This window comes from Azospirillum brasilense (assembly GCF_008365405.1).
Lineage (GTDB): Bacteria > Pseudomonadota > Alphaproteobacteria > Azospirillales > Azospirillaceae > Azospirillum > Azospirillum brasilense_D.
Genome location: NZ_QOKV01000029.1, coordinates 41,722 through 62,184, shown reverse-complemented (window position 1 = coordinate 62,184; position 20,463 = coordinate 41,722). Strand labels below are relative to the sequence as shown.

Sequence of the window (20,463 nt, the reverse complement as noted above, 5' to 3'; positions counted from 1 at the left end):
GGACCGCGGCTGGATGCCTCCGGGGCGACCTGAAGCCGTTGGCCGTAAAGGGAATGCCGCCGACTGGTGATCACGACGTCAGTGATCAGCCGCTCCGCGTCAGCGGCAGTCTGTGATGATCGGGGATGCCACCTACGCCGACGCCATCCTCGATCGCCTCGTGCACCGGGCCTACCGCATCGACCTGCATGGCGACTCCATGCGTCGCACCAAGGCCGATGCCGCCAGCGAAACCCCCGACACCTAAGGCCGGTGCTTGGCAACCAAACCCACAACCTTCATAACGTAAATCCAGGGTTCGGCCCCGGCACCCACCAGCTTTCAATTCGGGTGGGCGGTTTCGCCGAAATGGTGGGCGCTTTCAACCGAAACGCCTGGGCGAATTCGCCGAAATACGCAGCCGAGCGTTGCGGGGCCTTGTTGTTCATTCGCTCTCGCAGTTGGCTGGCAAAACCTCGTTCGACCTCATCGATGATCGCCTTGGCCTCCTCGATCTGCTCGGGCGTCAGCAGGGACAGCAGGGCGTAGATCGCCAGGGTCGGCCGGCTGGTGTCCTTGCTGCTGCGCTCAATGTCGCTGATCCAGGGCTGACCAGCCTCGCCGCGCTCGGAAGCGAAATAGGCGAGACCGGCCTGGTTCAGGCCGGCACGTCGCCGCAGCTCGCGAAGCGTCGTCACGCCTCGTCCTCCCGGACGCGCTCGATCACCTCACGGATCACGTTCTCAAGGTCGCCGGCAACGACGATGCCCTGCCGCTTGATCTCGCCCTTCTGGGCGTCTACCACGGCGGCGATGTCAGCGTCGGTGGCGGTGGTGGTCAGCTTCAGCTCACGCAGGACATCCTGGTCCGAGTTGTCGCCGATGAGCCAAGCTCCCGCATCCCACACCTCGACGGTCGAGGTGTAGGCATCGTCGTTGATCAGATCGCGCAGCTCGCGCTCGGCGTCCTGCGCGTCTTCGGTCAAACGGCCGACGTGGTTGCTGCCGTCCCACTCAACCGAGTGCCCGGCCCGAATGCAGTCGATCAGGATCGACAGACGGCCGCCGTCGGCCAGGTCCGTCTTGAGATGGTCGATGTCCAGCGCGCGAGCGCCGTTCTGCGCGTCGGCAAGGTGATAGGTCAGGGTCCGCCGGTGCCACTCGTTCGCAGGCGTGCCGTCACCGCCGACATAAGTGCGGGTCTTGATCGACACCGTGCCGTTCTCGTCGATCACCAGCAGGGCCGCCTCATGCGAGCGGCAGGCAAGAGAGGTATCGGCGGGGGTGCGCTCCAGAAGCAGGCTGTCAGAAACGATGGCGGTGTAATCGGTCATGGGGCCCTCTTATCTGATTGCGTGATTGCGGGTGGATCAGGCGGTGCGCTTGCGCTTGATACGCTGCATATGCGCGCGTTTGAGCGTGTTCTTGCGGTTGTCGGCTTCGAGCGCCGTGAGGCGCGTCCAGGCGTGCGCTACGGTTGCCGTCATGGGTTCGACCTGTTTGGCGGCCTCGATGTAGGCCGCACCGGATACCTGCTGCTGGGAAGCCTCCTCGCCAGGGCCGAGCATGAGATGGTCAGGCACGCCGCGGCGGCCAAAAAAGTATTGCGCATTATATTTTCACCCAAGTCGTTCTGCGCAGCTTTCTGCCGCGTCGGCGTTTCCTCAAAACTTCATATGCGTACCGTTCAGAAGAACTGTTCGTGCGCTCCCCACCTCCCTCGGAAAACGCGATGAAATCAGAGCTAAACGAAATTTTTGTATTTTTCGCTTACAGCACGGTACGATACGGTGTCATGGCGTAACCGGCGTTGATGGGGGATTGCGATGCGAATCACGCACCAGATGCTTGACCATGTTGCCGACCTGGAGAAGCTGATGGCTGCGGCGGCGCAAGGCTACCGGGAGACAATCCTTCCCCAGGACGTGACGGTTCCGGCCGGCGTGCCGAGACGCCTGCATGCCGATTGGCGCGCGGCATACGAGCTGGGTTTCGTCGATGGCGTGATCGCCGGCGTCCCCGAGGGTTTCGCCTGCTTCGACGACGATTGACCGCGCGGACGGCCGAGGTGAACCTCAACCTCCTCCCAACACCCTGATCACCACCATATCGACGACACAACGCAGCAGGCCGCCTACGGGCGGCCTGCTGCGTTTGGGCGTGCCCACGCCCCGTCCGCGCCCGGTTTGCCGGAAGAGTCTTGGATCAGTGGGTGCGAGGATTTGCCTGGATGGTTCGGAAACCGGGGATGCCGGTTTGAAATTCGGGATCTGGGAAGGCGCAACCGGATTTCCGGTCGGTTGCGCCTTGGTTGCGGTCTCGGTTGCGCCTCTCTTCTTCTTCTTCTTTTCTCCTTTATTATCAGGGTATTATAGAGAAGAGAGAAGGACGGAAATGGGCAACCGCAACCGTGCAACCGGAAAACCATGGTGATCTCTATAAAGCGAATTTAATTTCCCGGTGAGTTGTGAGAGCCATCATCCAATACACGTCACTGGGAAATCGAATTTGGCTCTTAGGGGGAGGTCATGTTGTGGATGCGGTTGCGGTTGCCCTCGAAATCGGCCTTAAAACGTTGACTCGTAAGCCTTTTGTAGGCGCAACCAAGGCGCAACCGGCATCGTTGCAGCGGTTGCGTTTCCTGGATTCTGGTTGCGCCTGTCGCTGAGAGATGGACATCTCGGACCGCTGTTGGGAACACCACCACGGTCAGAATACCCAGGAATATCGCGGCTTTAAGCGATGCTGGGTGGTTTGGTGCGTCGATCTTCTGGAGGTGCAGACCGCAACCGCAACCATCAGAGTTGCGGTTGCGGTTGCGGGTCGGGGCGCAGAAACGACAAGAGGGACGGCTGGCGCCGTCCCTCTTGCATGGACTTCCGATCATGGTGGTTGCCGTCAGGCGGCCTTGGGGTTCGGGGTCATCTCGTTGTCGTTGGCCTGCTCGCCGTCGTCCTCATCGCGCTCGATGGTGGTCATGTTTTCCATGAGGAATTTCAGCGGGAAGGCGATGGATTTTGCGGTGTGGCCGCCGAACCGAAGGGCTCCATGCTTCGAAACGCCCTCGTCCCCGAACGCCTCGACCATGAGGCGTGACATTTCCTTCATCTCGCCGCCGAGCTTCGCACGATCCAGAATGGGCTTAAGTTTTGGATGATTGGTCGCCAGGAACATCGTAGTTCCATTCACGATGATGCCGATGCGGCGCAAATGGTCTCTCGCGATCTCATCCGTGATCGGATCGTTCCTCCCACCCTGGCCCGCCGCGGCCAAGATCAACTCGTAAACATCCCGCGTGACCGTGCCGATGTTGTTGCCACACTCGACCCGCTCCTGGTGGCAGAGGATCGTCGAGAGGATCTGCTGCGCGAGTGCTTTTGGCGACCTGACCTCAGCAATGAAGCGCTCAAGGTTGTATTCCTCGATGAGCGCGAACGCGGACTCCTTGTCGAGTTTGCGGCCGTGGATTGCTTCGTGCCCCCCGAGGAGAGTGGCAAACTGGTCGGCGCAGCGGAAGATGCGGAACTCGGCGTAGATGGCGTTGCGAAGCATGGCATAGTTGTGATCGATCAACGGGAAGGTCTCGATCACCCGCTTCATCCAGCGGGCGAGTCGCAGCGGGCTGTTCAGGTGTTCGAGCCGGTCTCCGATCAACTCCATACCTTTGGCACTGTATTCCCAGGCTTCGTCCTTTGTCATTTTCGACGCGTCTTTGGCCCGGAGATACAGCTTGGTGACACGATTGACGTCGGCCACGTCAATCAGAGCATCCATACGGATGGCGTAGAGGGAGCCGGCGGTCCGCGGGTTGCTAGGCGCGGCCGCGCCTGGTTCGGATCCGTTTGGATTCCGGTTTGCGATCAGTCGTCCGGCTCCACCATCGCTCGCGGGACGAAAAACCTCACTGAGGATCCTTTTGATACGCGCGTGAGCAGTCTCCTCCTTGGATTCCGCCTCGTCCATACAGAGAGGCAAAGCGTCGTATTGGATGGCCTGCAGGATGCCGGGGGACGTGGTGCCCGCACCAGCATGGATGACGCTGCCACCCATCAGCGCCATCTTGAATTTTTGCACCGTGCTCTTGCCGGCCCCAGACGGACCCTCGACAGCAATCGCAGCACGGTGTTTCGTGACACCGCAGAGAGGAGCCGTGATGGCGTACCCCTTGTAGAGGGCCCGGTCTAGCTTGCCTTCCTTGTCGTTGTGGCCGAACGGGAACTCGTCGAGGATCTTCCAGCTCTCGTTCCACTCCGCGTCATCGATGGGGTCGAGAGCAAGCCACTCCTCGGGCTTCATGCCTGCCGTTCCCCAAATCGCGGGGGAAACCAGGTACTGCTTTTCCAGCCCGTGCTTCCGGGCTTCCGCCGGCAGACAGGTCGTCCAAGTGCCCTTGTCGTTGATGGCCAGGAACCGTCCGAAATGGACGACCAGCTTTCCCTTCTCCTTGTGAACGCCACGACCACGACCGTTGCCGTCCGCCATGTAGTTACCGATCTCATGACACCGCTGCATCAAATGGTTCGCCGCGGCACTCCAATTGACGGAGAGCCGGTCGTTCCCCTTGGGAAAGGCCGCCGCCCAGAACTCCAGCGGAGCGATGCGGTACAGGTCGGTGTCCTTGTGTTGGTTGGAGCGGAGCGCGACAACCTCGTTGGTCAGGGTCGTCAAGTAATAATAAATGCCGTTGTTGTGACCCAACGGGCTGAAGGCGACATCCATTCCGTCAATGAGGGCCTGACGACCTTCGTTGGTACCGTCGTCATTGACCGGTAGGACAACACCGTGGGCTCGCTGCGCCTTTTCCTGCTTCACCCGCTGCAGCGTGCGCTTCCACTGACGCATGGACACGCCACGGCGGCGCAGCCCAGCTTGCAGCCGAGCGAATTCTGGCTCGTCACGCTCCTCCAGGTCGGCCGCCCACTCCAACACCTGCGGAAGGAACGGGGTGCCCTCGTCCTGGGACGTCATCTCCAAGACGTTGGCAACCGAAAGCTCGTAAGGGCCCTCCACAGTGTCAATCGGCCGAGGCTCGGTCTGACCATTTCCCATGGCCTCCTCAGCCGTCTCGCCCTCCACGACATGCTCGTCCTCGACGTCCGGCGGCTGAGCCAGGCCGTTCATCTCCAGGTAGGTCTGAGCCGGGATCGCCGTCTCCAGGTGCTGCGCGAGGCGCTCGGAATCCCACGGCGTGCGCCAGCCATCGGGGGCATCAGACTTCGGTTCGACGGCGTCGGCGATGTCCCATTTTTTCGGCGCCGCGGCCGGCGGCGGAACGACCATGACATTCGCAGCCCCGGCCTGCTGGATGAGGTGAGCCAGTTCGGCCATGGCGCCGGCGCCGCTCTCATCGGCATCGGGCCACAGCACTACATCCCAGCCGGCCAACGGCGACCAGTCGGTGCGGTGAGGCACGGACGTGCCGCCACACCAGGAAACGACGGCCCAGTCCATATCGCGCAGAAGATTGAGCGACTTATCAACGCATTTCTCGCCCTCGACGACGATGACGCGCTTCTGGCCGCCGTCCTTGGCATGCTCTCCGAGCGCGTAGAGGCCGTAGATCGGGCGGGGGTACGGAAAGGACGTGTAGCACCAGCCGTCCTTCGTGGTGCCGTTCGGCATCGTCACCCCGTCCAGCCACATGACCGCGGGGGTGATCTTCTTCCCATCCTTGCCGGAACGCGGGGTGCGCACGACGTAGCCATAGAGATCGCCGTTGGCCAGCCGGTATTCGTGGCACATGTCCACCGGCAGCCGGCTGATCGGCTTGTCAACATTGTTCGGGTTCAGGATCTCGTTGGTCCAGACGCGCCCCTGGTTGTCCGGCTGCTGATTCGGCCGGAACAGCGCACTGAATCCTTCTGGCGCCGGAATACGCGGGGTGCCAGGTTGCTCACGCTGAGCGTTGCGCTCTTGCTTCGTCTTCACGACCGCCGTCGGGCGGGCAGCCGGGTCGAGTCCCTGGTAGATACGCATCTCGCGGCCGATCACCTCAGACAGTTCGAGGTTCTCGTTGCGCGCCATGAAGTCGAGCACGTCGCCGTGAAACCCACAACCAAAACAGTGGGCGTGTTCGTCGGGGTAGACGTAGAAACTCGCGGTGCGGTCGTCGTGGAACGGACAGACCCCCTTCAATGCTCCCGAGGCCCGCATGAGACGAACGCCGGCGCGCCGGACCTCGTCCTCTAGGGACAGGGTCGCCTTCAGCTGATCCAGGCTAATCTTCTCGCGGGGGGGCTTATCACGCGAACCAGTCGATTTCGTCATCATTATAGGCCTCGGACTATGAGTTTATTAATTCCCGAGGCCGACCACCCACAAAACCGCTGCTAACGCGTTACCGACCGTTGACGTTTGACGGAAGCCAGAGTATATTCAGGTTGCGATACCGAGGCTCGTTTGGTTTTCCGTCTGTCCGGTTGGTTTTGCGCCAGCTTGCAGATCGAGGGCAAAACGGGCCTCAAACCTTTTCTGGCCAACGCGGCTTATTCGGCCGCAGCCAGCACCTCACGAATTTCCTGCAGTGCCCCCTGCTTCATTCTCTGCATCACTTTTTTCCTGGCGAGGCGGGTTGCGCGTTCGGCCAGAAACTTTTCGAGAAGCTTGCGCTTCAGCAGGATCACGGGGCCGTGCGGCAGTTCCACGCGGACACCCATTTCCGGCATTGCGTTCACCCAGCGCCACACCGTCGTGATCGAGACACCCTCCTGCTTTGCGACCTGCCGCATCGGCAGGTGGTCAGGGTCGTGCCAAACTAGGATACTAGGGATTTGCTCCATGGCGCTCACTGGAGGGTGGTTGTGGCGGTAAAGGCCATTGCGCTACGTCGATCATATATCGGCGCAAACGGCCGATGGCAACCTCAATTTCTCAAATATTTCACCAGTTCTCAAGAAAATTCTTCTACATCTATTCTGTATTACTAATCGTTTAGCTGCGATTTAATATCACGATGTTGGCCGGAGCCAAGTCACCGAGCGGGTCCTCCTCCAGGAGTCGCCACTGCAGCCGACCGATGCGCTCACGCAGCTCTGACATCCACTGGATTTCTTCCCCGGAACCGTCGTTCAGCCACATCACGGCGTGGATTTCCGCCTGCATGACCCCAATTTCGTTGCGGATCTCGTCGCGCAGGTGCGCCGCACCGACGACGTCGATCATCATTTCCATGACGGTGATCACTGAGTTGTCGGTCATGGGGCTGTCCTCCTCCGTTGTCTATTCATATGCGCGCAGTGACGGTCGCTGGCTCGACCCGTCCGACGTTCGATGTCGCGCGCATATGGTAGGTGCGCCGCCGAGAAACCGGTCGATTACCGATCGGGACGGTCCCGCCAAAGGATTCCAGTCGTGATTTTCCCGCCGAACACCTGCCTGAAGATTTTTGCCGCGCGCCTGGAGGGTGGCGAGTTGACGCCCGTCGAGGCGGACCGGTCGGAAATGACCGACGACATCCCAGTCCTCGGCATGGATGTCACCCAAACCTTCGAGGAACTGAAACTGGAAACCGAAATTCCCGGCCAGTGTGTCGTCGAAATAGACACGTTCATCGAGCACCTGATGATGCACCACCGCGGCATGCGCGCTCGTCCGCCCGGGGCTCGTTTGTTCGCCCGAAATTGGGTTGTCTTGGCGTCCGCCGGACGTTCCGTCGGCGCAACCCACTTGGTGGCTGCTATCGGCTAGCTAATTCGGATTAAATAATTAGAGTTCTGCGATCATTTAAGAGTTGACACTTTCGATTTCGCCGATATATCACCGAGGGAAAATACAAAAAACCCTCTCAAAATTGGCGGATCGAAAAAATGGACCACAGCCTCTCCGCGTTTATCGCCGCTCAAAAATTCCTGACCGCCGCCGAGGAGCGCGATCTGATCGAGCGCGCCCAGGCTGGCAGCAAGCGCGCGAGAGACCGCTTGGTGGAGTCCCATCTGCCCCTGGTCGCCAAAACCGCCGCGAACATCGCGCGCTGGTCCGGAATCCCCTTCGACGAACTGCTGAACGAAGGCGTGATCGAGGTGGCCAAGGCCGTGGACCGCTTCGATCTCGCGCGCAAAGCGCGTCTCTCCACAGCCGCCACTCAGTCGGTCAACCGGGCGATAGTCGAGTACGTCATCAAAAATCGCTCCATGGTCTTCCATGGCGGCCGGCAGGCGCGCGCCGCTTATCGCATGCTGGCTACGTACAGCCGCGAGCGCCTGGAGGACGATCTCGACGCGGTGATCGGCGAGATCGCCGCAGCCCTTGAGCTGGACAAAGTTGATCAACGCGAGCTGTACCGCTCGCGTATTCGCGACACCTTCCTCGATAAAAAGGTGGGCGCGGACAGCGACGCGACGATCGGCGACATGATGTCGAGCGGCGAGGACGAGGACGACATGATCGAAAGATGCGAGCTGAACCGCCGTCTCGCTCTGCTGGATCGTGCCCTGGCCTCCCTCTCTGAGATGGAGCGCGAGATCTATCGGGGGCGCAATCTCTCGAAGCCCGAGATCAGCTGGAAGGCGCTGTCGGAGCGCTTCCGTATTCGCACCGAAATGGTCAAGGAGATCAACGACGCCGTGGCCAAGAAGGTGGCCGCATTCATCCTGTCCGGCGGCAAGTCGGCTGCGCCGAAGGCCGAGGTCGTCGCCAAGGTCGTCGAGGCTCCGGTGGTCATCGCCGTTGAGCCGGTGGCCGTTGAGCCGGTGGCCGTTGAGACTGTGGTCGTCGATCCGGCGGCTGAAGAAGCCGTGACTGTCGAGACCGCCGTCGTGATCAGTGAAACCTCCGTCGTGGCCAGCGACACCGCTGAGATCGTCACCCCGGTGGTCACGGCTGCCGAAGCCACTCCGGTCACCCAGGAGACCTCGCTCGCCGATCTGTGTGCCGTCGCTCTGCGCAGGCTGGCCCTGGCCGACGAGCTGTCCTTCGGCTCGGCCCGTGCGATGGTCGCACAGCACCTCGCGTCGAAGAATTCCGGACGTCGGGTCCCTGCCCTTCCCGCCACCCCGATCCTCATGGTTCCGCGCCAGGTCGGCAACGGTGTCGCCCGGGATGTCGGACAGCATCTCACGCTGACAGACAGCGTCATGCAGCGTCATATTTCGTCGTACAAAAAGTCGGGCGCCGCTCCGACGACCGAACTGGTGGCTGGCGCGACCACTGCGTATTCGCGCAGGACTGATCCGGCCGCCGACGGTGAAAAACTGTATGGTGACGGTGGGAAACCGTACGATAAGGTTTCGTACCGTCAGACTGACGGTGAAGCACCTCGTGTCGATCCAGGCGCGGCCTCCAGGCCGGCGCCGATGGCTGAAACAATGTCGGGGTCACTCCATAGAACGGACGAAATTATACGCCGCCATTATCAACCAAAGACAGCTACGGCGGAGCGGATGCTGATCCCGCCGTCCTTGGTCCGCCGAAGTTGGCGCCCGACAGCGTAGCGAAAGACGGCTAGAAGCTGGAGGGCTGGGGGAACACGGGACCAGAGGGTTTGGATCACCGTGCGTCCTTTGCGGGTCCGGCGCTGGGCCTGACCCGCCACCGTGCGCTGGGACCAGCGGAAACCGATCTCGCCAAAATACAGGTCGGCGTGGTCGGGGCTGATGTGATGGAAGACACCGGCGATCGTGCGCCGGACACGATCGTTGAAGCCCTCGGCCGAGTTGGCATGCACGCTGCCGCGAACATACTCGCGCTGAGAATGGCGGACTGTGTCGTGCGCACCGAATGCGCTGCCGATGGCGACAAACGCCTTCCATTCGTCGCTCATCAAGTGCGCGTCGGGATCGACAGCGGCTTCGAGCACCCGCTCGGCCTCGTCGAGCGACAGGTCGGCGACCACCGCGGCACGGGCTTCGCCCGCCGGTGTTCCCGGTTCCCGGCTGCTTGGCCGCTGGACGACCGCAAGCGCTGGAGTTTTCGTCGTGCGGGGATGGCCCTTGCGTCCTCGACCCAGTTTGGGAGGGTTGGGGTCACGGCGCGGCTTGGCGCCGAAATGGAACTCGTCAATCTCCACCGTCCCGCCCAGCGGATGGTCGCGCAACACCAGAAGCCGCAGGACGTGGCCCATCCGCCATGCCGTCGGCTGGCTGACGCCGAGTGCTTCGGCCAGACGGATGGACGAGATGCCCTTGTCCGATTGCAGGATGAACCACAGCCCCATGAGCCAGGTCCGCAACGGCAGCTTCGTTCCATGCAACGGGGTTCGCGTCGTCACGGTGAACTGGAAGCGGCAATCCGGATTGCAGCACTGATAGAGTCCGGGCCGGGACCGTCGTCCCGTGTCGCGCCCCGCCAGAGTGATCGAGCGCCGTGAGCCGCAGGCCGGACAGAGCCGTCCGTTCGGCCACACCATCGCCTCAACCAGCCGGCGGCACCGCGCCTCGTCTCGGAACGCTTCGGTCATCTCCGCCACGGTCCGAATGGCCGCCAGATCCTCCAGCACCGATCCCATCGTCCCCTCCGCGCTTGATGGCTGAGAGTCGCACGTAAACTCTGGAAAAGCTATGTCTTACTGTGTTTGGTTGATAATGGCGGCGTATATTTTTGTCCTTTCTGTGGAGTGACCCCAATGTCGGCACTGTGTTTTCCCAGCGCGACCACTTTCCGGCCGCCGGAAAGTCTGCGGCCCGCGGTTCACCTCACCGGCCAGCGGCCCTCAGTTCCCCTCGACGGGCATCCGCCCGCGGTTCACTCCGGTGGCGGCGCCACCCGTTCCCCGACGCCCCTCCGGACGACGGTGGCTTCGGATCCGGTTCCCCTGGTTTCCGCCGGCGGCGGGTTCACCGATGGCGCAGCCATCCGAAGGTCCGAGGTTCTTCTGTTCGTCCGCCCGGATGCCTCTGCCCCTGGTCAGCCATTGACGACGTCCGGCCGGCCCGCAGGCATCGTCCCCCGGCAGTTCCCGACAGGGCTTGGGGCGCCCCGGCGATCGGCCTCTGGTCTGGCGGTGGTTTCGACGGCGGGCCTCCGCGAGGACACGGTCCCCCGGCAGCCGAAGGCAATGGCCAAGCGCTCTCCATTCCGGTCAGGGCTTGCCGGTGGTGGCGGCTCCCGTCCACCGACGGCGCTGCAGGCGACTGTACGCCCGTCGCTCGGTCTTTCCCGTTCGCCACAGGCGCTGCGCCTGGCGGCCTGACGTTTCTCGGGCGTTTCTCAGCTCGACTTTGCTCATTCACGCTGGAAAGCAAGCGGCCTGGATGAGGCGGTTGAGCACAGTGCCGGGGAGTTTTGAGCCGTCGCCGCCCAGCGCTGATAATGAGAAAGTCGTCTCGCTCCAGAGCCGGAAGCGAACCGCGGCCAGGGCGTCACTGAAGGTTGGTTCGGCCTTGGCATACCATCGCGCGGCACGTGGTCGGATGACCGCCACCGCCGTGATCTCGTTGGCCCACAGCGTGACCAGGGAGAACAGCCCGAGCAACGCCGGGGTGGTGCGGGCGATCGCCGGGTCCGACCATTGCCGTTGGGTTTCGACGCCCAAGTGACGGCGGATCTCGGCGAAGGTCACCTCGACCGCCCAACGTCGAACAAACCAGCGCAGCACGGCGAGCGGCTCGGCTTGTCGGTCGGTGCACAGGAAGCCTTGCGGCTCGAAGGCACCATGCGGATCGCGCACCAGAACCCAGCGGATCGGAACCTGTTTGCCGGGGTGATACCATAACGCCGTACCGGAGGTGATGTCCAACTGGCGCTCCCCACCGCCGTACCAGCCGCTGACCCGGACGTGCTGCCAGGCGGTGGTGGGGTCGTCCACGCGCTGCGCCAGAGAGGGCAAGCGGGCTCCCGACACCCGGGGCCGCCCCATCGTGCCCGGAGGCCGTGGCGGAGCCGGTTCGAACAGTCGGGCATCCAGGCGCAAGCGCGTGATGACGGTGAGATGGGGACCCAGATCGCGCAGCAACTCGATGGCCGCGTAGCTGCTGTCGGCCACCGCGATGACGGGACGGTCGGGCGACCAGCGCCGGACCTGGAGCAGGAGTTGGCGCGCCCAGTCGGTCAGCGTCTTATGGCGGCGTCCGGTCTCCCGGGCGAACCGCTCCAAAGGCGCCAGGGCGCTCAGGAACGGCAGCGCCCAGACCCGTCCCGCCCAGGGGATCGGCACCAGCAGCATGACCACCATCCAGCGCAAGCCGCTGGCCGTGACGAAGTGGCCGTGGCTGGAGCGCACCGGGTCGCGGTAGATGCCGCGCGCCTTGATCTTTGGCCCCCAGCGGCGCTCGATCGTCTCGTCGATACCAATGACCACGGGCCCCTGCGGCACGAAGGTGGCGACCAGCAGGGTGAAGAGCTGCTGAGCGACGGCACGGCTCGACCAGCGGTTCCGATTAAGCACGCGATGGAACGTGGCGAAGCCGCCGTCCTCCCGTCGTCCCATGATGCTCAACGCGGCGGTCACCGTGCGCCGCCCCGGGGTGAGGAGCGCCCCCGCGACCAGCACCAGGACATGCCGCCACGTCGGCCGGGTGAACAGCCCCGCGAACGGCGCCATCCAGCGTTCGAGGCTATGTGGAACGGCTGACATGACCGCGGCTCCCGCTGGTTGCTACCATCGGGCAACCCGGTCGGAGCGGGAGGGTCACGATGAACGCGGATGCCATGCTGAAGCGCATCGAGGGGTTCAACCAAGCGCGCGGGAGCGGCGTCATCGTGTGCAAGGTGGCGCGCGGCTACACACTCCTCAGCAAGCGTACCCGCGCTCCCGTCGCGCGGTTGCGCCCAACCGGTGACGGCGACACGGTCCAGGTGCTCTGGTGGAACGGCGAGCGCTGGGGAGCCTCAGGGCCTTTCGGGATCGCGACCATGGCGCTCGATTGCGCCCTCGACTACATCGCCAACGAGCCGGGCTTCTGGAGCCACGCCTGACCCTCCGCTCCGAAATTGGCCAAAGTCGAGCTCAGGGTTTCTCAGGGCTTCCCGGCGCCGCCGCGGCGTGCGGCCTGCCCTCCCCTCTTCTTCAAACCAAGACCCCGTGCTGCTCGCCGCAGCACGGGGTCTTGCTGTGCCTGGTGGCCTGACGGACGTCAGGGTTGACCGGTTGCGCCACGGCGCTGCCGGTGGACCTCATCCACTCCGTTGCGAGACCCTGTGCAGCTGACCGCAGCACTGGGTCGGTACGCGTGACGGGGGCCTCACGTTCAGCCGGCGGCGCAGCGCGCCAAGGGCCCTCCCTTCCCCCACAAAGCAAGACCCCGTGCTGCTCGCCGCAGCACGGGGTCTTTTGCGTCGTATGTCGTGAGATTTTGTACGACGGAAAGTCCGGCGGGGCGTTCAGCCCTGCGGGTCGTCGCCGAGGCCAGCCTCGACGCCAGACAGGAACGCGTCAAACTCACCCCGGAAGGTCCGCAGCTCCAGCGCGGTGACGTTGGTCGAGTTCTGCAGGCTGTCGATCGAGCTGCGCATCGAGCTGAACGCGGTGCGGACGCCTTCCGCGAGCCAGCGGAAGTCGCGATCCAGGTACTCCAGGCGCTTGCGGTTTTCGGCCTCCAGGGCGTCCATGCGCGCCGCCAGGTCACCGCGAGCCGGCTCGGCAGGCACGGCGATGTGGCGAGCCTCGGCCGAGCGCAGGATAAGCTCCAGCGTCTCGTGGGCACTCGGCATGTCGAGGTGCTGGCTCAGGGCCGTCAGGCGAGCAGCCAGGTTGCCGGAAATCACGATGTCGTTCGGGTTCGCGTCGGTCATGGTCATGATGAGAGCCTCCAGGGGTTTGGAGATCATCTGCGCACAACGTCGGGCATCGCGAAAAACCGCCGGAAACGGTCCGCCGGTAACCGAGTAACCGGGTAACCGGTCCCCAGAGACCCATACAGAAAAATATTTCCCGAGAGCCATAAGAGGGATTCCAGAAATCCGGAAATTAGACTCCTACGACTCTACAGATCTACAGTTACAAGAGAGGAATCGGTTACACCCGTTGGGAATCCTGGGTTTTTCATGTAACCGACATGGTAACCGGATGTGCCCGACGGGTGGGCGGACCGGTCCGCCATGGCAGGCATGGTCATGGTCGTTCGTTTTTCCGTCGTACAAAAACATACGCCGTCAGACGGTGTGCGATGCCGTCAGGCGGCGTGCGACAGGGAACCGGACGGTTGACTAGGCATGCCTGGGGCGTCGCCTGCGGACTGCCCGGTTGGCCAGGGCGGTCGAACCCAACATGGTCGGGGGAACCAGCCGTCGGCAGCGGATCGGCGGTGCTGGTGGCAAACATCACCGTACCGTCAGCCTACCGGTACGGTGATGGTATCGTACTGGTAGAATAAATTATCGTACGGTACGATACCTTATTTTACCGGTAAACCACTGCTGCAAAACAGTTTTGTACGGTTTTTTGACGGTGGAATGACGGTACGTTGCCGGTACGGAGAGCCTTACCGCTTGGGGGATGGCGATCCTTGGCGCCTGCCGGCGGGGCTGCCGGGGGATAGCCTGGCCGGTGGCCAGCCTGACTGCTGGTCGGTCGGGAGGACGGTGGGATTGGCGGGACTATGGGGGCTGCTGGCCTGGGGTGGACGGGGTTTTTGCCCCTGGTCGAACTGGGGCCTTTGGCCTGGGGCAGACGGGGCCTTTGCCTCTGGTCGAACTCGACGCCGCAGACATACGGGATGCCGGAAAGTGGGGGATTGGGAAAACACAGTGCCGGACGCTTTGTGCGTCCGGCGGGTCACCTGGATCAGTTGTCGTTGAGCCCGTCGAGGGCGTGAGTGCCCAGCCTGACCTTCCAGCCGGCCTCCAGTTGAACAATCTCCTCGATTGTCATGTCGGGAGATGTCCGCTGCAGGACGGAGAACACGAAGTTCTGCGGGTCTCGCTTCCGCAGCAGTTTATTTCCACCGTGGCCGGTCTCAGCGTAGTTTTTCCAACGGCCAAACAGGTTATCCGCCCCCGCTGCCGAGCCGACATACGCTTTGCCGTCCGACCGGTCGCGGATGAAGTAGATTCCCCGCCACTGGGAGAGCGTTTCGCGCCATCGGCGCGGCAACACGTTCAGCTCGTCCCAGGACAACACAAGCTCCGTCCAGTGTGGCATCCCGCGTTCCAGGGCGCTGTCCTCCAGGATGGCGTGCACTGGCATTTCGTTCTGGTGGGCTCGCCGCCACCAGGAGCGCTCCGGCGGTGGCCAGTCGATGATGAGCTTGCCCTTCCAGTGCGCGTAGCTGTCGAGATGCTGCTGCTGGAACATCAGGATCTCTGTGCGAGGATCGTCCTCGCTTGGACCCTGCATCCCGAAAGCGCGCAGCTCAGCGTTCCCCGGCCAATCCCAAAAGGTCTGCATCGGTATCGATGTGGACCCGGTCAACTCGTACATCCCGACGAACAGCGCCCTCCCCGGACCATGCGCGACGAAAGACGCGATGTAGCGAGCCTTGCTCATCGCCTTTTCAAGCTGCTGTCCTTGGGCGGACTGGAACACCTCAAAAAGGTCCGGCCGCTCCTCCGCGAGCCAAGGAAGAACCTTCGCCAGAGCTGGCTCTTTGGGGCGGTGCCGCAAAACGATTGTCTGCTCAGGATCGATTGCCTCTGCGGTGAGTAAATAAGTGAGGTTCATCGGTATCGCATTGCCGGAGAGGGGATACGGCGATCCTAACGGGGGATTCGTTCGCTTGGAATGCCCTCTGCACCGGGGACGGTCCCGCCAGGTCGCCTGGCGTCCCCTCGCGCGTGCGCAGATGATGAGGAGGAATTCCGGAAACCAGGATTACGGCCGTGGACATCGACCTCATCGCCAGACTCATCCTACCCGAGGCGCGCGCCCTGGCCGGGACGCTGCCCGAGCGGCACGTCCAGGCCAAGGTCGCCAAACTGTACCTCGCAACCCTGGAGCACATGCGCGGCACGCCGAAGGACCGGCAGGGCCGACCGATGACCGCGGCGCCAAACGACAAGTCGCCCGATGACACGAGCACCCGCAAAAATCGCCAGCACTACCGAAATTCGGTGACGTTCGGCCACGGCATCCAGCTGCGCAATGCCCTCCAGCTGTACGATGAGGCCGTCGCGGCGGGCGATGATGAACTGAAGATTGGCTCGCTGTACCTGATGAGGGAGAGCATCGACTGGCTCCGCGCTTATCCGCCGCGCGACCCGTCGGTGACCATCAAGCGCATCCAGGGCCAGGGGTGGAAGGCTTATCGGCGCCGCAATGAGCGGCCGGCCGGCGGCGCGAAAAAGGTCCTGAAATCCCAGGACCACGTCCGGTCCGGCCTCATCTGGGCCGAGGTGGACGAGGATTCGGTCTATCGCGCCGGCATCGCGGTCCAGCTGCTCACCGGATTTCGGCCCGTCGAACTGCAGCGCGGCGTCCAGGTGAGCGTGGCCGAGGAGCGTCAGGCGCTGGAGCTGGTGACCCGCACAGCAAAAACCCACAATGGCAAATACGGCCAGCCTGAGCGCTACCACGTCACGGCCATTGACCTGCCCTGGGCCCATTTTCTGGCCGAATTGGCGCGCGAGGCGGGCGGCTCGACGATCGTTCGCATCCCGAGGGCCAACGGCTTGGCGCATCGCTATTGGAAAATCGGGCAGAGCCTCATCGAGAAGGGCCTGATCCCGCCCGGCACCAGCGTCAGCGCGTATCTCAAGCGCAACGAGATCAACGGCCTCCTGGAGCAGCACGACCCGCTCGTGTCGGAGGTCGGCACCGGCCACAAGCTCAAGGTCAGCCGCGCCGCGGTCAAGGAGGGCTGATTATGGCCAAAATCAAGCGCCACAGCATGTACGCCAAGTTCGGCGACCTAGCCCACCGTCAGATCGGCGGACGCAAGGTGCCGGGCGGGATAGCTGACGCGCCGACGATCCTTGAGGTTGGTGGGTCACGTCCCCTGGCGGATATGGACCAGATTGATCTGCCGGAAAACGTGAGCGTCGAACTCGGCAAAGCGCCGAAAATTCGGCTTCGGCCCGGCGAGGACGAGGCGACGATCCGGGTGTCCATGCAGGACATGGAGCCTGTCGAGGATGCATCGCTGCAGATCGACCAGGAGCGTCTCGCTGGCGAGGCCCTGCGGGTGAGCCTTTTCGCGGCCGCGCGCCGCCGCGCGCTCTCCATCGCCAAGGTGCAGGGGCCGCGTTTCCGGCCACTGAGCATCGGCTTTATCGACGGCCGCGAGGGTGGACATCCCTGCCCTTTCGGCCCCGACGGTCGCTCTCGGAAAGACCGCTGTCCAGGCGCCCAAAGCCGCCCCCAATCCTGCCATTCCCACGCCGACGCCTGCCGGCCCGGCCCCGATGAAGAAACGGAGGAAAATCTGATGAGTGGATCTCCCAAGGTCGGCGCCGGTGGTCCGGCGCTGAGCAACAATCGAGGAACCCCTGGGGTCAACGCCGAGGTCTCCAGCCTCAAGGCGCGCGGCGCGGTGGACCAGTTCCAGCGCGGCGGCTCTGGCCGTGAGGCGGCGGCGCACTGGGGCGCTGCCATGCGCGGCGTCAACCAGGAGGCCGCCGGCCGCATGCAGCTTGAGGATTTGCAGCGCCTGCAAAACGGCGGTCCTGCGCAGCGGGCCGAGCACCTGCGTACCCTCGGGGCTGAGCAGCGCTTGGCGGAGGAATACATCTGCCAATATCGCCAGCAGAGCGTGGAGCGCCGCAACAGCGGCAATCCCATGTCGTCGAGCGAGGAATTGGCCGAACAGCGCCATCGGGAAATGGTCGTCACGCGCTATCAGGACATCAAAGAGGCGCTGAGCCTCTACAGTGGCGGTCAGCCGTCTCGTCCGGCAAACGACCAGCCTCGCTCGATCAACCAGGGCCGCCAGGACCAGAGTGGCACCGGCATGCGTCGGGATCAGCCGGAGCGTGATGCCTTCCGGCGGGACGATATGGGAACGCCGCGCGATCAGGAGCATCGTCGCGGAGAGCCCGAGCAGCGCCGTCAGCAGGACATGGAGCGCGACCGGCAGGACCCGCGCATGGGTCAGCAAGATCCGCGCAGGGACAACGATCCGCAGCGCAGCCAGGACCCGCGCCGAGGCACGAGCAACGTCGTCCGGCCGGCGGAATTCAACCCGCATATCCCCGACGACCTCAGGCGTCTTGAGGCCGGCCCGCAGACCCGCGTGGATATTCACCAATACGAATATTCGCTGCAGACTGGCATGGCGCACAGCTCGCCCGAGGAGCGTCACCAGCAGCGTCAGGAAAAGCTGACCAGCCTGCGTGACACGGCGAAGGAGATCGAGCGGATCGCCAACGACCCGCGCCACGCCAACAAGCTCGACCAGATGGTGGACCACGCCGACCGCCTAGGTGTGATCGACAAGGACCACGCGCAGTATGGCTCGACCGCCGAAATGGCTCGCCACATGAAGGATCTGGCCGAGCGCTACGACCGGCAGGGCAAGGTCGAACAGGCCTGTTGGAACTACGAGCAGTCGCGCGAAACCATCGGCCGCAAGCCGTCCAACCTTGTCAGCCGTGACGAGTGGGAGGACTACGTCGGCAACCGCAACCGCGCTGCGGGCGAGCTGTTGAAGTGGCACAGGGACCGGGAGCGCCGCCCGGACCTGTACAGCAAGATCGACCTGGAGCAGGATCGCGCCGAGGAAATCCAGGCGGCCCTACACCAGGCTCACGAGAGGGGCCGCCGCATGGCCGTACAGAAGCAGCAGTCCTCGCGGAACTTGCTGCAGGCGTACCGGGCCCGGCGGGAGGCCGGGAGGCCGCCGGCGGCGAATAACGGGCTCCAGCCCGCGCACAGAACGCCGGGAGCTGACCGCTCCCGGCGTTCTGCTTTTCCGGGGTCACGCGAGGGGGGCTCAGCGGCAAATTTTTCTCCGCGACCGTCGCGCGTCGTAGGAAAATGTAAGACAAAAACATGCGCCGGCGGCTTTCGGAAAATTCGGGAAAAAGGACGGTTCACGTAACCTTGCCAATTTCCGGGGCTGATTTTTACCGCAGCAGGACAGCCTCCACAACCACTGGAGGTGTTCTGTTTTTCGGAAAACCTGAATTTCCCTGGCTTCCCGCGTAACCTTTTCAGTTTAGCAGGTTGGCCTCCGAGGGCCCTCGTAAGCCGCTTGGAGGCTGGCCTTTGGCGTCCCAGGCCGTTTTCCGGGAATTGAAAAGGTTTAACTTGGAGGGGCGTGGACGGTAACGCGGACAAGTCATTGTCCGGTGGCGTCCCCGAAGCCATCAAAAACGACGGCCACCGGCGGGGATACGCACCCTCGGGCGGGCCGTTTTTTCGACATCAGGGGCGGCCGTGGAGCCGTTGCCAGTGGGGTCCCCAACCCCCTCTGCAGGACCTTTTTTCCCACCCCCAAGGGCGGCCTCCTGCACGATCTCAGGGTCCAACCCGAGCGCCAGCAGCTGCTCTGGCGTCCAACTGGACACCCCCTCCTCCGGGGCGGCCACGATCAGATCCGCGCCATCGATGCCGAGCGCTGACAGGTCCTTGGGTGACCAGGTGAATTCCTCGCCCTCCACGGCGGCCTCGGTGGCGGGCGCCGCCGGGTGGTCCTCGGGGTCTTCAAGGCCCTCCAAGTCCCCAAGGGCGCCCACGTCGATGCTGATGTCCTTGACGTCCGGGAGGGGTCCTCCCTCCGCCTTATTGTTAGCCTCGTCGGACAGGTCGTCCAGGTCCTCATAAGCCGACAAATCGAGAGCGCCAACATCGATGACGACGTTCTCCGCGCTGCTGCCGTCGGGGTCCTCCCCTGCCTCGCTGTCGGACGCGCCGCCGGCGTCTTCATGGGCGGCCTGGATCGGCACCTCGTCCGACTGGGTGGGGGCGACCGTCTCCTCGATCACCGGCTTCGGCTCCACGTCGAGCCAGTATCCGAGGGCGCGTTCGACGGCAAGCCGGACGGCCTCCCGGTAGACCGTGGTAATTTCCCCGCCGGGCTCCTTCGCGGCGCGCCGCCGTGCCGCGACCCCCTCAACGGACCGGTGGATGTCGTATGGGATCTTCGCGCTTGTGCGTGCCAAGTCTTTCCGGCCGTCGGCTCCCTTGGCTCGCAGGGTGTCCCGCAGGCGCAGCAGGTCCTGCGCCGTCGGCGGCTGCTCCAAGTAGCCCAGGGCGGCCTTGGCCACGATCTCCTGGCGGGTGGTCCCCAGACGGTTAGCCTCACGCTGACACCACTCCAGGTCCTCGGTGGGCAACGACAGGGTGACCAGCACCAGGTCGGCCGCGGCGACCGGCGCAGGGGCGTCGGCGGGGGGAAGAAATTTGTCCAGCGCCAGCCGGATCCACGACGCGAGGCGGCCTTGGGGTAGATCGACGTAGCGCTCGATGGGGGCGAAATTCACCGCTTTCCCTTCCCTTCGCCCGGTCGGCCGGAAGGGGGCTTCAAGGGGCGGCGGGGTGAGGCCCGCTTCCTCGGCGGCCTTGACGGCATCGTGCACGACTGCGGTAACGCCCTTTGTCGGGAGGTCCTTGCTGCGCGAGGTGCGTTCCTCTGGCGGCAGATTCGGTGAGGCCAGCCGGCGGCGGGTAACCTCGGCAACCAGGCGCTCGTTGAGATCGACATCCAGGATCGTCGCCATCCAAATGGCGCGCGGTTTT

General features: G+C 63.7%; 17 protein-coding genes and 1 pseudogene. 7 read left to right on the top strand and 11 right to left on the bottom strand.

Annotated elements, in window-relative coordinates; translation table 11 throughout:
* Positions 1-115: 115 nt before the first annotated feature.
* Positions 116-247 (top strand): annotated as a pseudogene (locus DS837_RS28395) (ATP-binding protein); the annotation flags it as partial.
* A 31-nt stretch (positions 248-278) separates the two neighbouring features.
* Here the strand turns inward: DS837_RS28395 and DS837_RS32245 are convergent.
* From DS837_RS32245 to DS837_RS28385, 3 genes are read right to left on the bottom strand one after another with little or no spacing between them, the layout of a single operon-like run.
* The gene (locus DS837_RS32245) at positions 279-677 is read right to left on the bottom strand and encodes a hypothetical protein (RefSeq protein WP_170296022.1); all 399 of its coding nucleotides are present in this window, start codon (positions 675-677) and stop codon (positions 279-281) included.
* Positions 674-1,312: a hypothetical protein gene (locus DS837_RS28390; protein WP_149167804.1), complete on the bottom strand. Its 639-nt coding sequence runs from the start codon at positions 1,310-1,312 to the stop codon at positions 674-676. The genes DS837_RS32245 and DS837_RS28390 overlap by 4 nt, the downstream gene beginning before the upstream one ends.
* A gap of 36 nt (positions 1,313-1,348) precedes the next feature.
* Positions 1,349-1,561: a hypothetical protein gene (locus DS837_RS28385; RefSeq protein WP_149167803.1), complete on the bottom strand. Its 213-nt coding sequence runs from the start codon at positions 1,559-1,561 to the stop codon at positions 1,349-1,351.
* Between the two features lie 243 nt (positions 1,562-1,804).
* Here DS837_RS28385 and DS837_RS28380 point away from each other — a divergent pair, with 243 nt between their 5' ends.
* The gene (locus tag DS837_RS28380; RefSeq protein WP_149167802.1) at positions 1,805-2,029 is read left to right on the top strand and encodes a hypothetical protein; all 225 of its coding nucleotides are present in this window, start codon (positions 1,805-1,807) and stop codon (positions 2,027-2,029) included.
* 847 nt (positions 2,030-2,876) lie between these two features.
* On the opposite strand, the gene DS837_RS28375 is transcribed toward DS837_RS28380, so the two are convergent.
* The 3 genes from DS837_RS28375 to DS837_RS28365 all read right to left on the bottom strand — a co-directional run bounded on the left by DS837_RS28375 (position 2,877) and on the right by DS837_RS28365 (position 7,175).
* Positions 2,877-6,248, bottom strand: a complete 3,372-nt coding sequence (locus DS837_RS28375) for a CHC2 zinc finger domain-containing protein (RefSeq protein ID WP_149167801.1) — start codon at positions 6,246-6,248, stop codon at positions 2,877-2,879.
* A gap of 215 nt (positions 6,249-6,463) precedes the next feature.
* Positions 6,464-6,706, bottom strand: coding sequence for a hypothetical protein (locus DS837_RS28370; protein ID WP_149167800.1), 243 nt, complete (start codon positions 6,704-6,706; stop codon positions 6,464-6,466).
* Between the two features lie 202 nt (positions 6,707-6,908).
* A complete protein-coding gene (locus DS837_RS28365) occupies positions 6,909-7,175 on the bottom strand; it encodes a hypothetical protein (protein WP_149167799.1) in 267 nt (88 codons plus the stop codon).
* A gap of 153 nt (positions 7,176-7,328) precedes the next feature.
* Between DS837_RS28365 and DS837_RS28360 the strand changes: the two genes are divergently transcribed.
* Positions 7,329-7,664: a hypothetical protein gene (locus DS837_RS28360; RefSeq protein ID WP_149167798.1), complete on the top strand. Its 336-nt coding sequence runs from the start codon at positions 7,329-7,331 to the stop codon at positions 7,662-7,664.
* 119 nt (positions 7,665-7,783) lie between these two features.
* On the top strand, positions 7,784-9,406 hold the full coding sequence (locus DS837_RS28355; protein ID WP_149167797.1) for a sigma-70 family RNA polymerase sigma factor: 1,623 nt from the start codon (positions 7,784-7,786) through the stop codon (positions 9,404-9,406).
* Here DS837_RS28355 and DS837_RS28350 read toward each other — a convergent pair.
* The gene (locus DS837_RS28350) at positions 9,328-10,419 is read right to left on the bottom strand and encodes an IS1595 family transposase (protein ID WP_149167796.1); all 1,092 of its coding nucleotides are present in this window, start codon (positions 10,417-10,419) and stop codon (positions 9,328-9,330) included. The genes DS837_RS28355 and DS837_RS28350 overlap by 79 nt on opposite strands.
* A 720-nt stretch (positions 10,420-11,139) precedes the next feature.
* Complete coding sequence (locus DS837_RS28345; RefSeq protein ID WP_149167795.1) at positions 11,140-12,486, bottom strand: IS701 family transposase; 1,347 nt, start codon at positions 12,484-12,486, stop codon at positions 11,140-11,142.
* 59 nt (positions 12,487-12,545) lie between these two features.
* Between DS837_RS28345 and DS837_RS28340 the strand changes: the two genes are divergently transcribed.
* On the top strand, positions 12,546-12,827 hold the full coding sequence (locus DS837_RS28340) for a hypothetical protein (protein WP_211102428.1): 282 nt from the start codon (positions 12,546-12,548) through the stop codon (positions 12,825-12,827).
* A gap of 405 nt (positions 12,828-13,232) precedes the next feature.
* Here the strand turns inward: DS837_RS28340 and DS837_RS28335 are convergent, their stop codons facing one another.
* Positions 13,233-13,649 (bottom strand): hypothetical protein, encoded by a 417-nt coding sequence (locus DS837_RS28335; RefSeq protein ID WP_149167794.1) that lies wholly within the window; start codon positions 13,647-13,649, stop codon positions 13,233-13,235.
* Between the two features lie 985 nt (positions 13,650-14,634).
* On the bottom strand, positions 14,635-15,510 hold the full coding sequence (locus DS837_RS28330) for a GIY-YIG nuclease family protein (RefSeq protein WP_149167793.1): 876 nt from the start codon (positions 15,508-15,510) through the stop codon (positions 14,635-14,637).
* Positions 15,511-15,668: 158 nt separating this feature from the next.
* Between DS837_RS28330 and DS837_RS28325 the strand changes: the two genes are divergently transcribed.
* Together DS837_RS28325 and DS837_RS28320 are read left to right on the top strand one after the other, a co-directional pair.
* The gene (locus DS837_RS28325; protein ID WP_149167792.1) at positions 15,669-16,649 is read left to right on the top strand and encodes a hypothetical protein; all 981 of its coding nucleotides are present in this window, start codon (positions 15,669-15,671) and stop codon (positions 16,647-16,649) included.
* A gap of 2 nt (positions 16,650-16,651) precedes the next feature.
* Positions 16,652-18,823 (top strand): hypothetical protein, encoded by a 2,172-nt coding sequence (locus DS837_RS28320; RefSeq protein ID WP_149167791.1) that lies wholly within the window; start codon positions 16,652-16,654, stop codon positions 18,821-18,823.
* 268 nt (positions 18,824-19,091) lie between these two features.
* Here DS837_RS28320 and DS837_RS28315 read toward each other — a convergent pair whose 3' ends face one another.
* The gene (locus DS837_RS28315; RefSeq protein WP_149167790.1) at positions 19,092-20,444 is read right to left on the bottom strand and encodes a hypothetical protein; all 1,353 of its coding nucleotides are present in this window, start codon (positions 20,442-20,444) and stop codon (positions 19,092-19,094) included.
* Positions 20,445-20,463 lie beyond the last annotated feature (19 nt).

What these genes read in the sequence shown, in the direction of transcription:
- DS837_RS28390 (WP_149167804.1), bottom strand. Translation starts at nt 1,312, where the DNA reads ATGACCGATTACACCGCCATCGTTTCTGACAGCCTGCTTCTGGAGCGC.
- DS837_RS28380 (WP_149167802.1), top strand. Translation starts at nt 1,805, where the DNA reads ATGCGAATCACGCACCAGATGCTTGACCATGTTGCCGACCTGGAGAAG.
- DS837_RS28375 (WP_149167801.1), bottom strand. Translation starts at nt 6,248, where the DNA reads ATGATGACGAAATCGACTGGTTCGCGTGATAAGCCCCCCCGCGAGAAG.
- DS837_RS28370 (WP_149167800.1), bottom strand. Translation starts at nt 6,706, where the DNA reads ATGCGGCAGGTCGCAAAGCAGGAGGGTGTCTCGATCACGACGGTGTGG.
- DS837_RS28365 (WP_149167799.1), bottom strand. Translation starts at nt 7,175, where the DNA reads ATGACCGACAACTCAGTGATCACCGTCATGGAAATGATGATCGACGTC.
- DS837_RS28355 (WP_149167797.1), top strand. Translation starts at nt 7,784, where the DNA reads ATGGACCACAGCCTCTCCGCGTTTATCGCCGCTCAAAAATTCCTGACC.
- DS837_RS28350 (WP_149167796.1), bottom strand. Translation starts at nt 10,419, where the DNA reads ATGGGATCGGTGCTGGAGGATCTGGCGGCCATTCGGACCGTGGCGGAG.
- DS837_RS28345 (WP_149167795.1), bottom strand. Translation starts at nt 12,486, where the DNA reads ATGTCAGCCGTTCCACATAGCCTCGAACGCTGGATGGCGCCGTTCGCG.
- DS837_RS28340 (WP_211102428.1), top strand. Translation starts at nt 12,546, where the DNA reads ATGAACGCGGATGCCATGCTGAAGCGCATCGAGGGGTTCAACCAAGCG.
- DS837_RS28335 (WP_149167794.1), bottom strand. Translation starts at nt 13,649, where the DNA reads ATGACCATGACCGACGCGAACCCGAACGACATCGTGATTTCCGGCAAC.
- DS837_RS28330 (WP_149167793.1), bottom strand. Translation starts at nt 15,510, where the DNA reads ATGAACCTCACTTATTTACTCACCGCAGAGGCAATCGATCCTGAGCAG.
- DS837_RS28320 (WP_149167791.1), top strand. Translation starts at nt 16,652, where the DNA reads ATGGCCAAAATCAAGCGCCACAGCATGTACGCCAAGTTCGGCGACCTA.
- DS837_RS28315 (WP_149167790.1), bottom strand. Translation starts at nt 20,444, where the DNA reads ATGGCGACGATCCTGGATGTCGATCTCAACGAGCGCCTGGTTGCCGAG.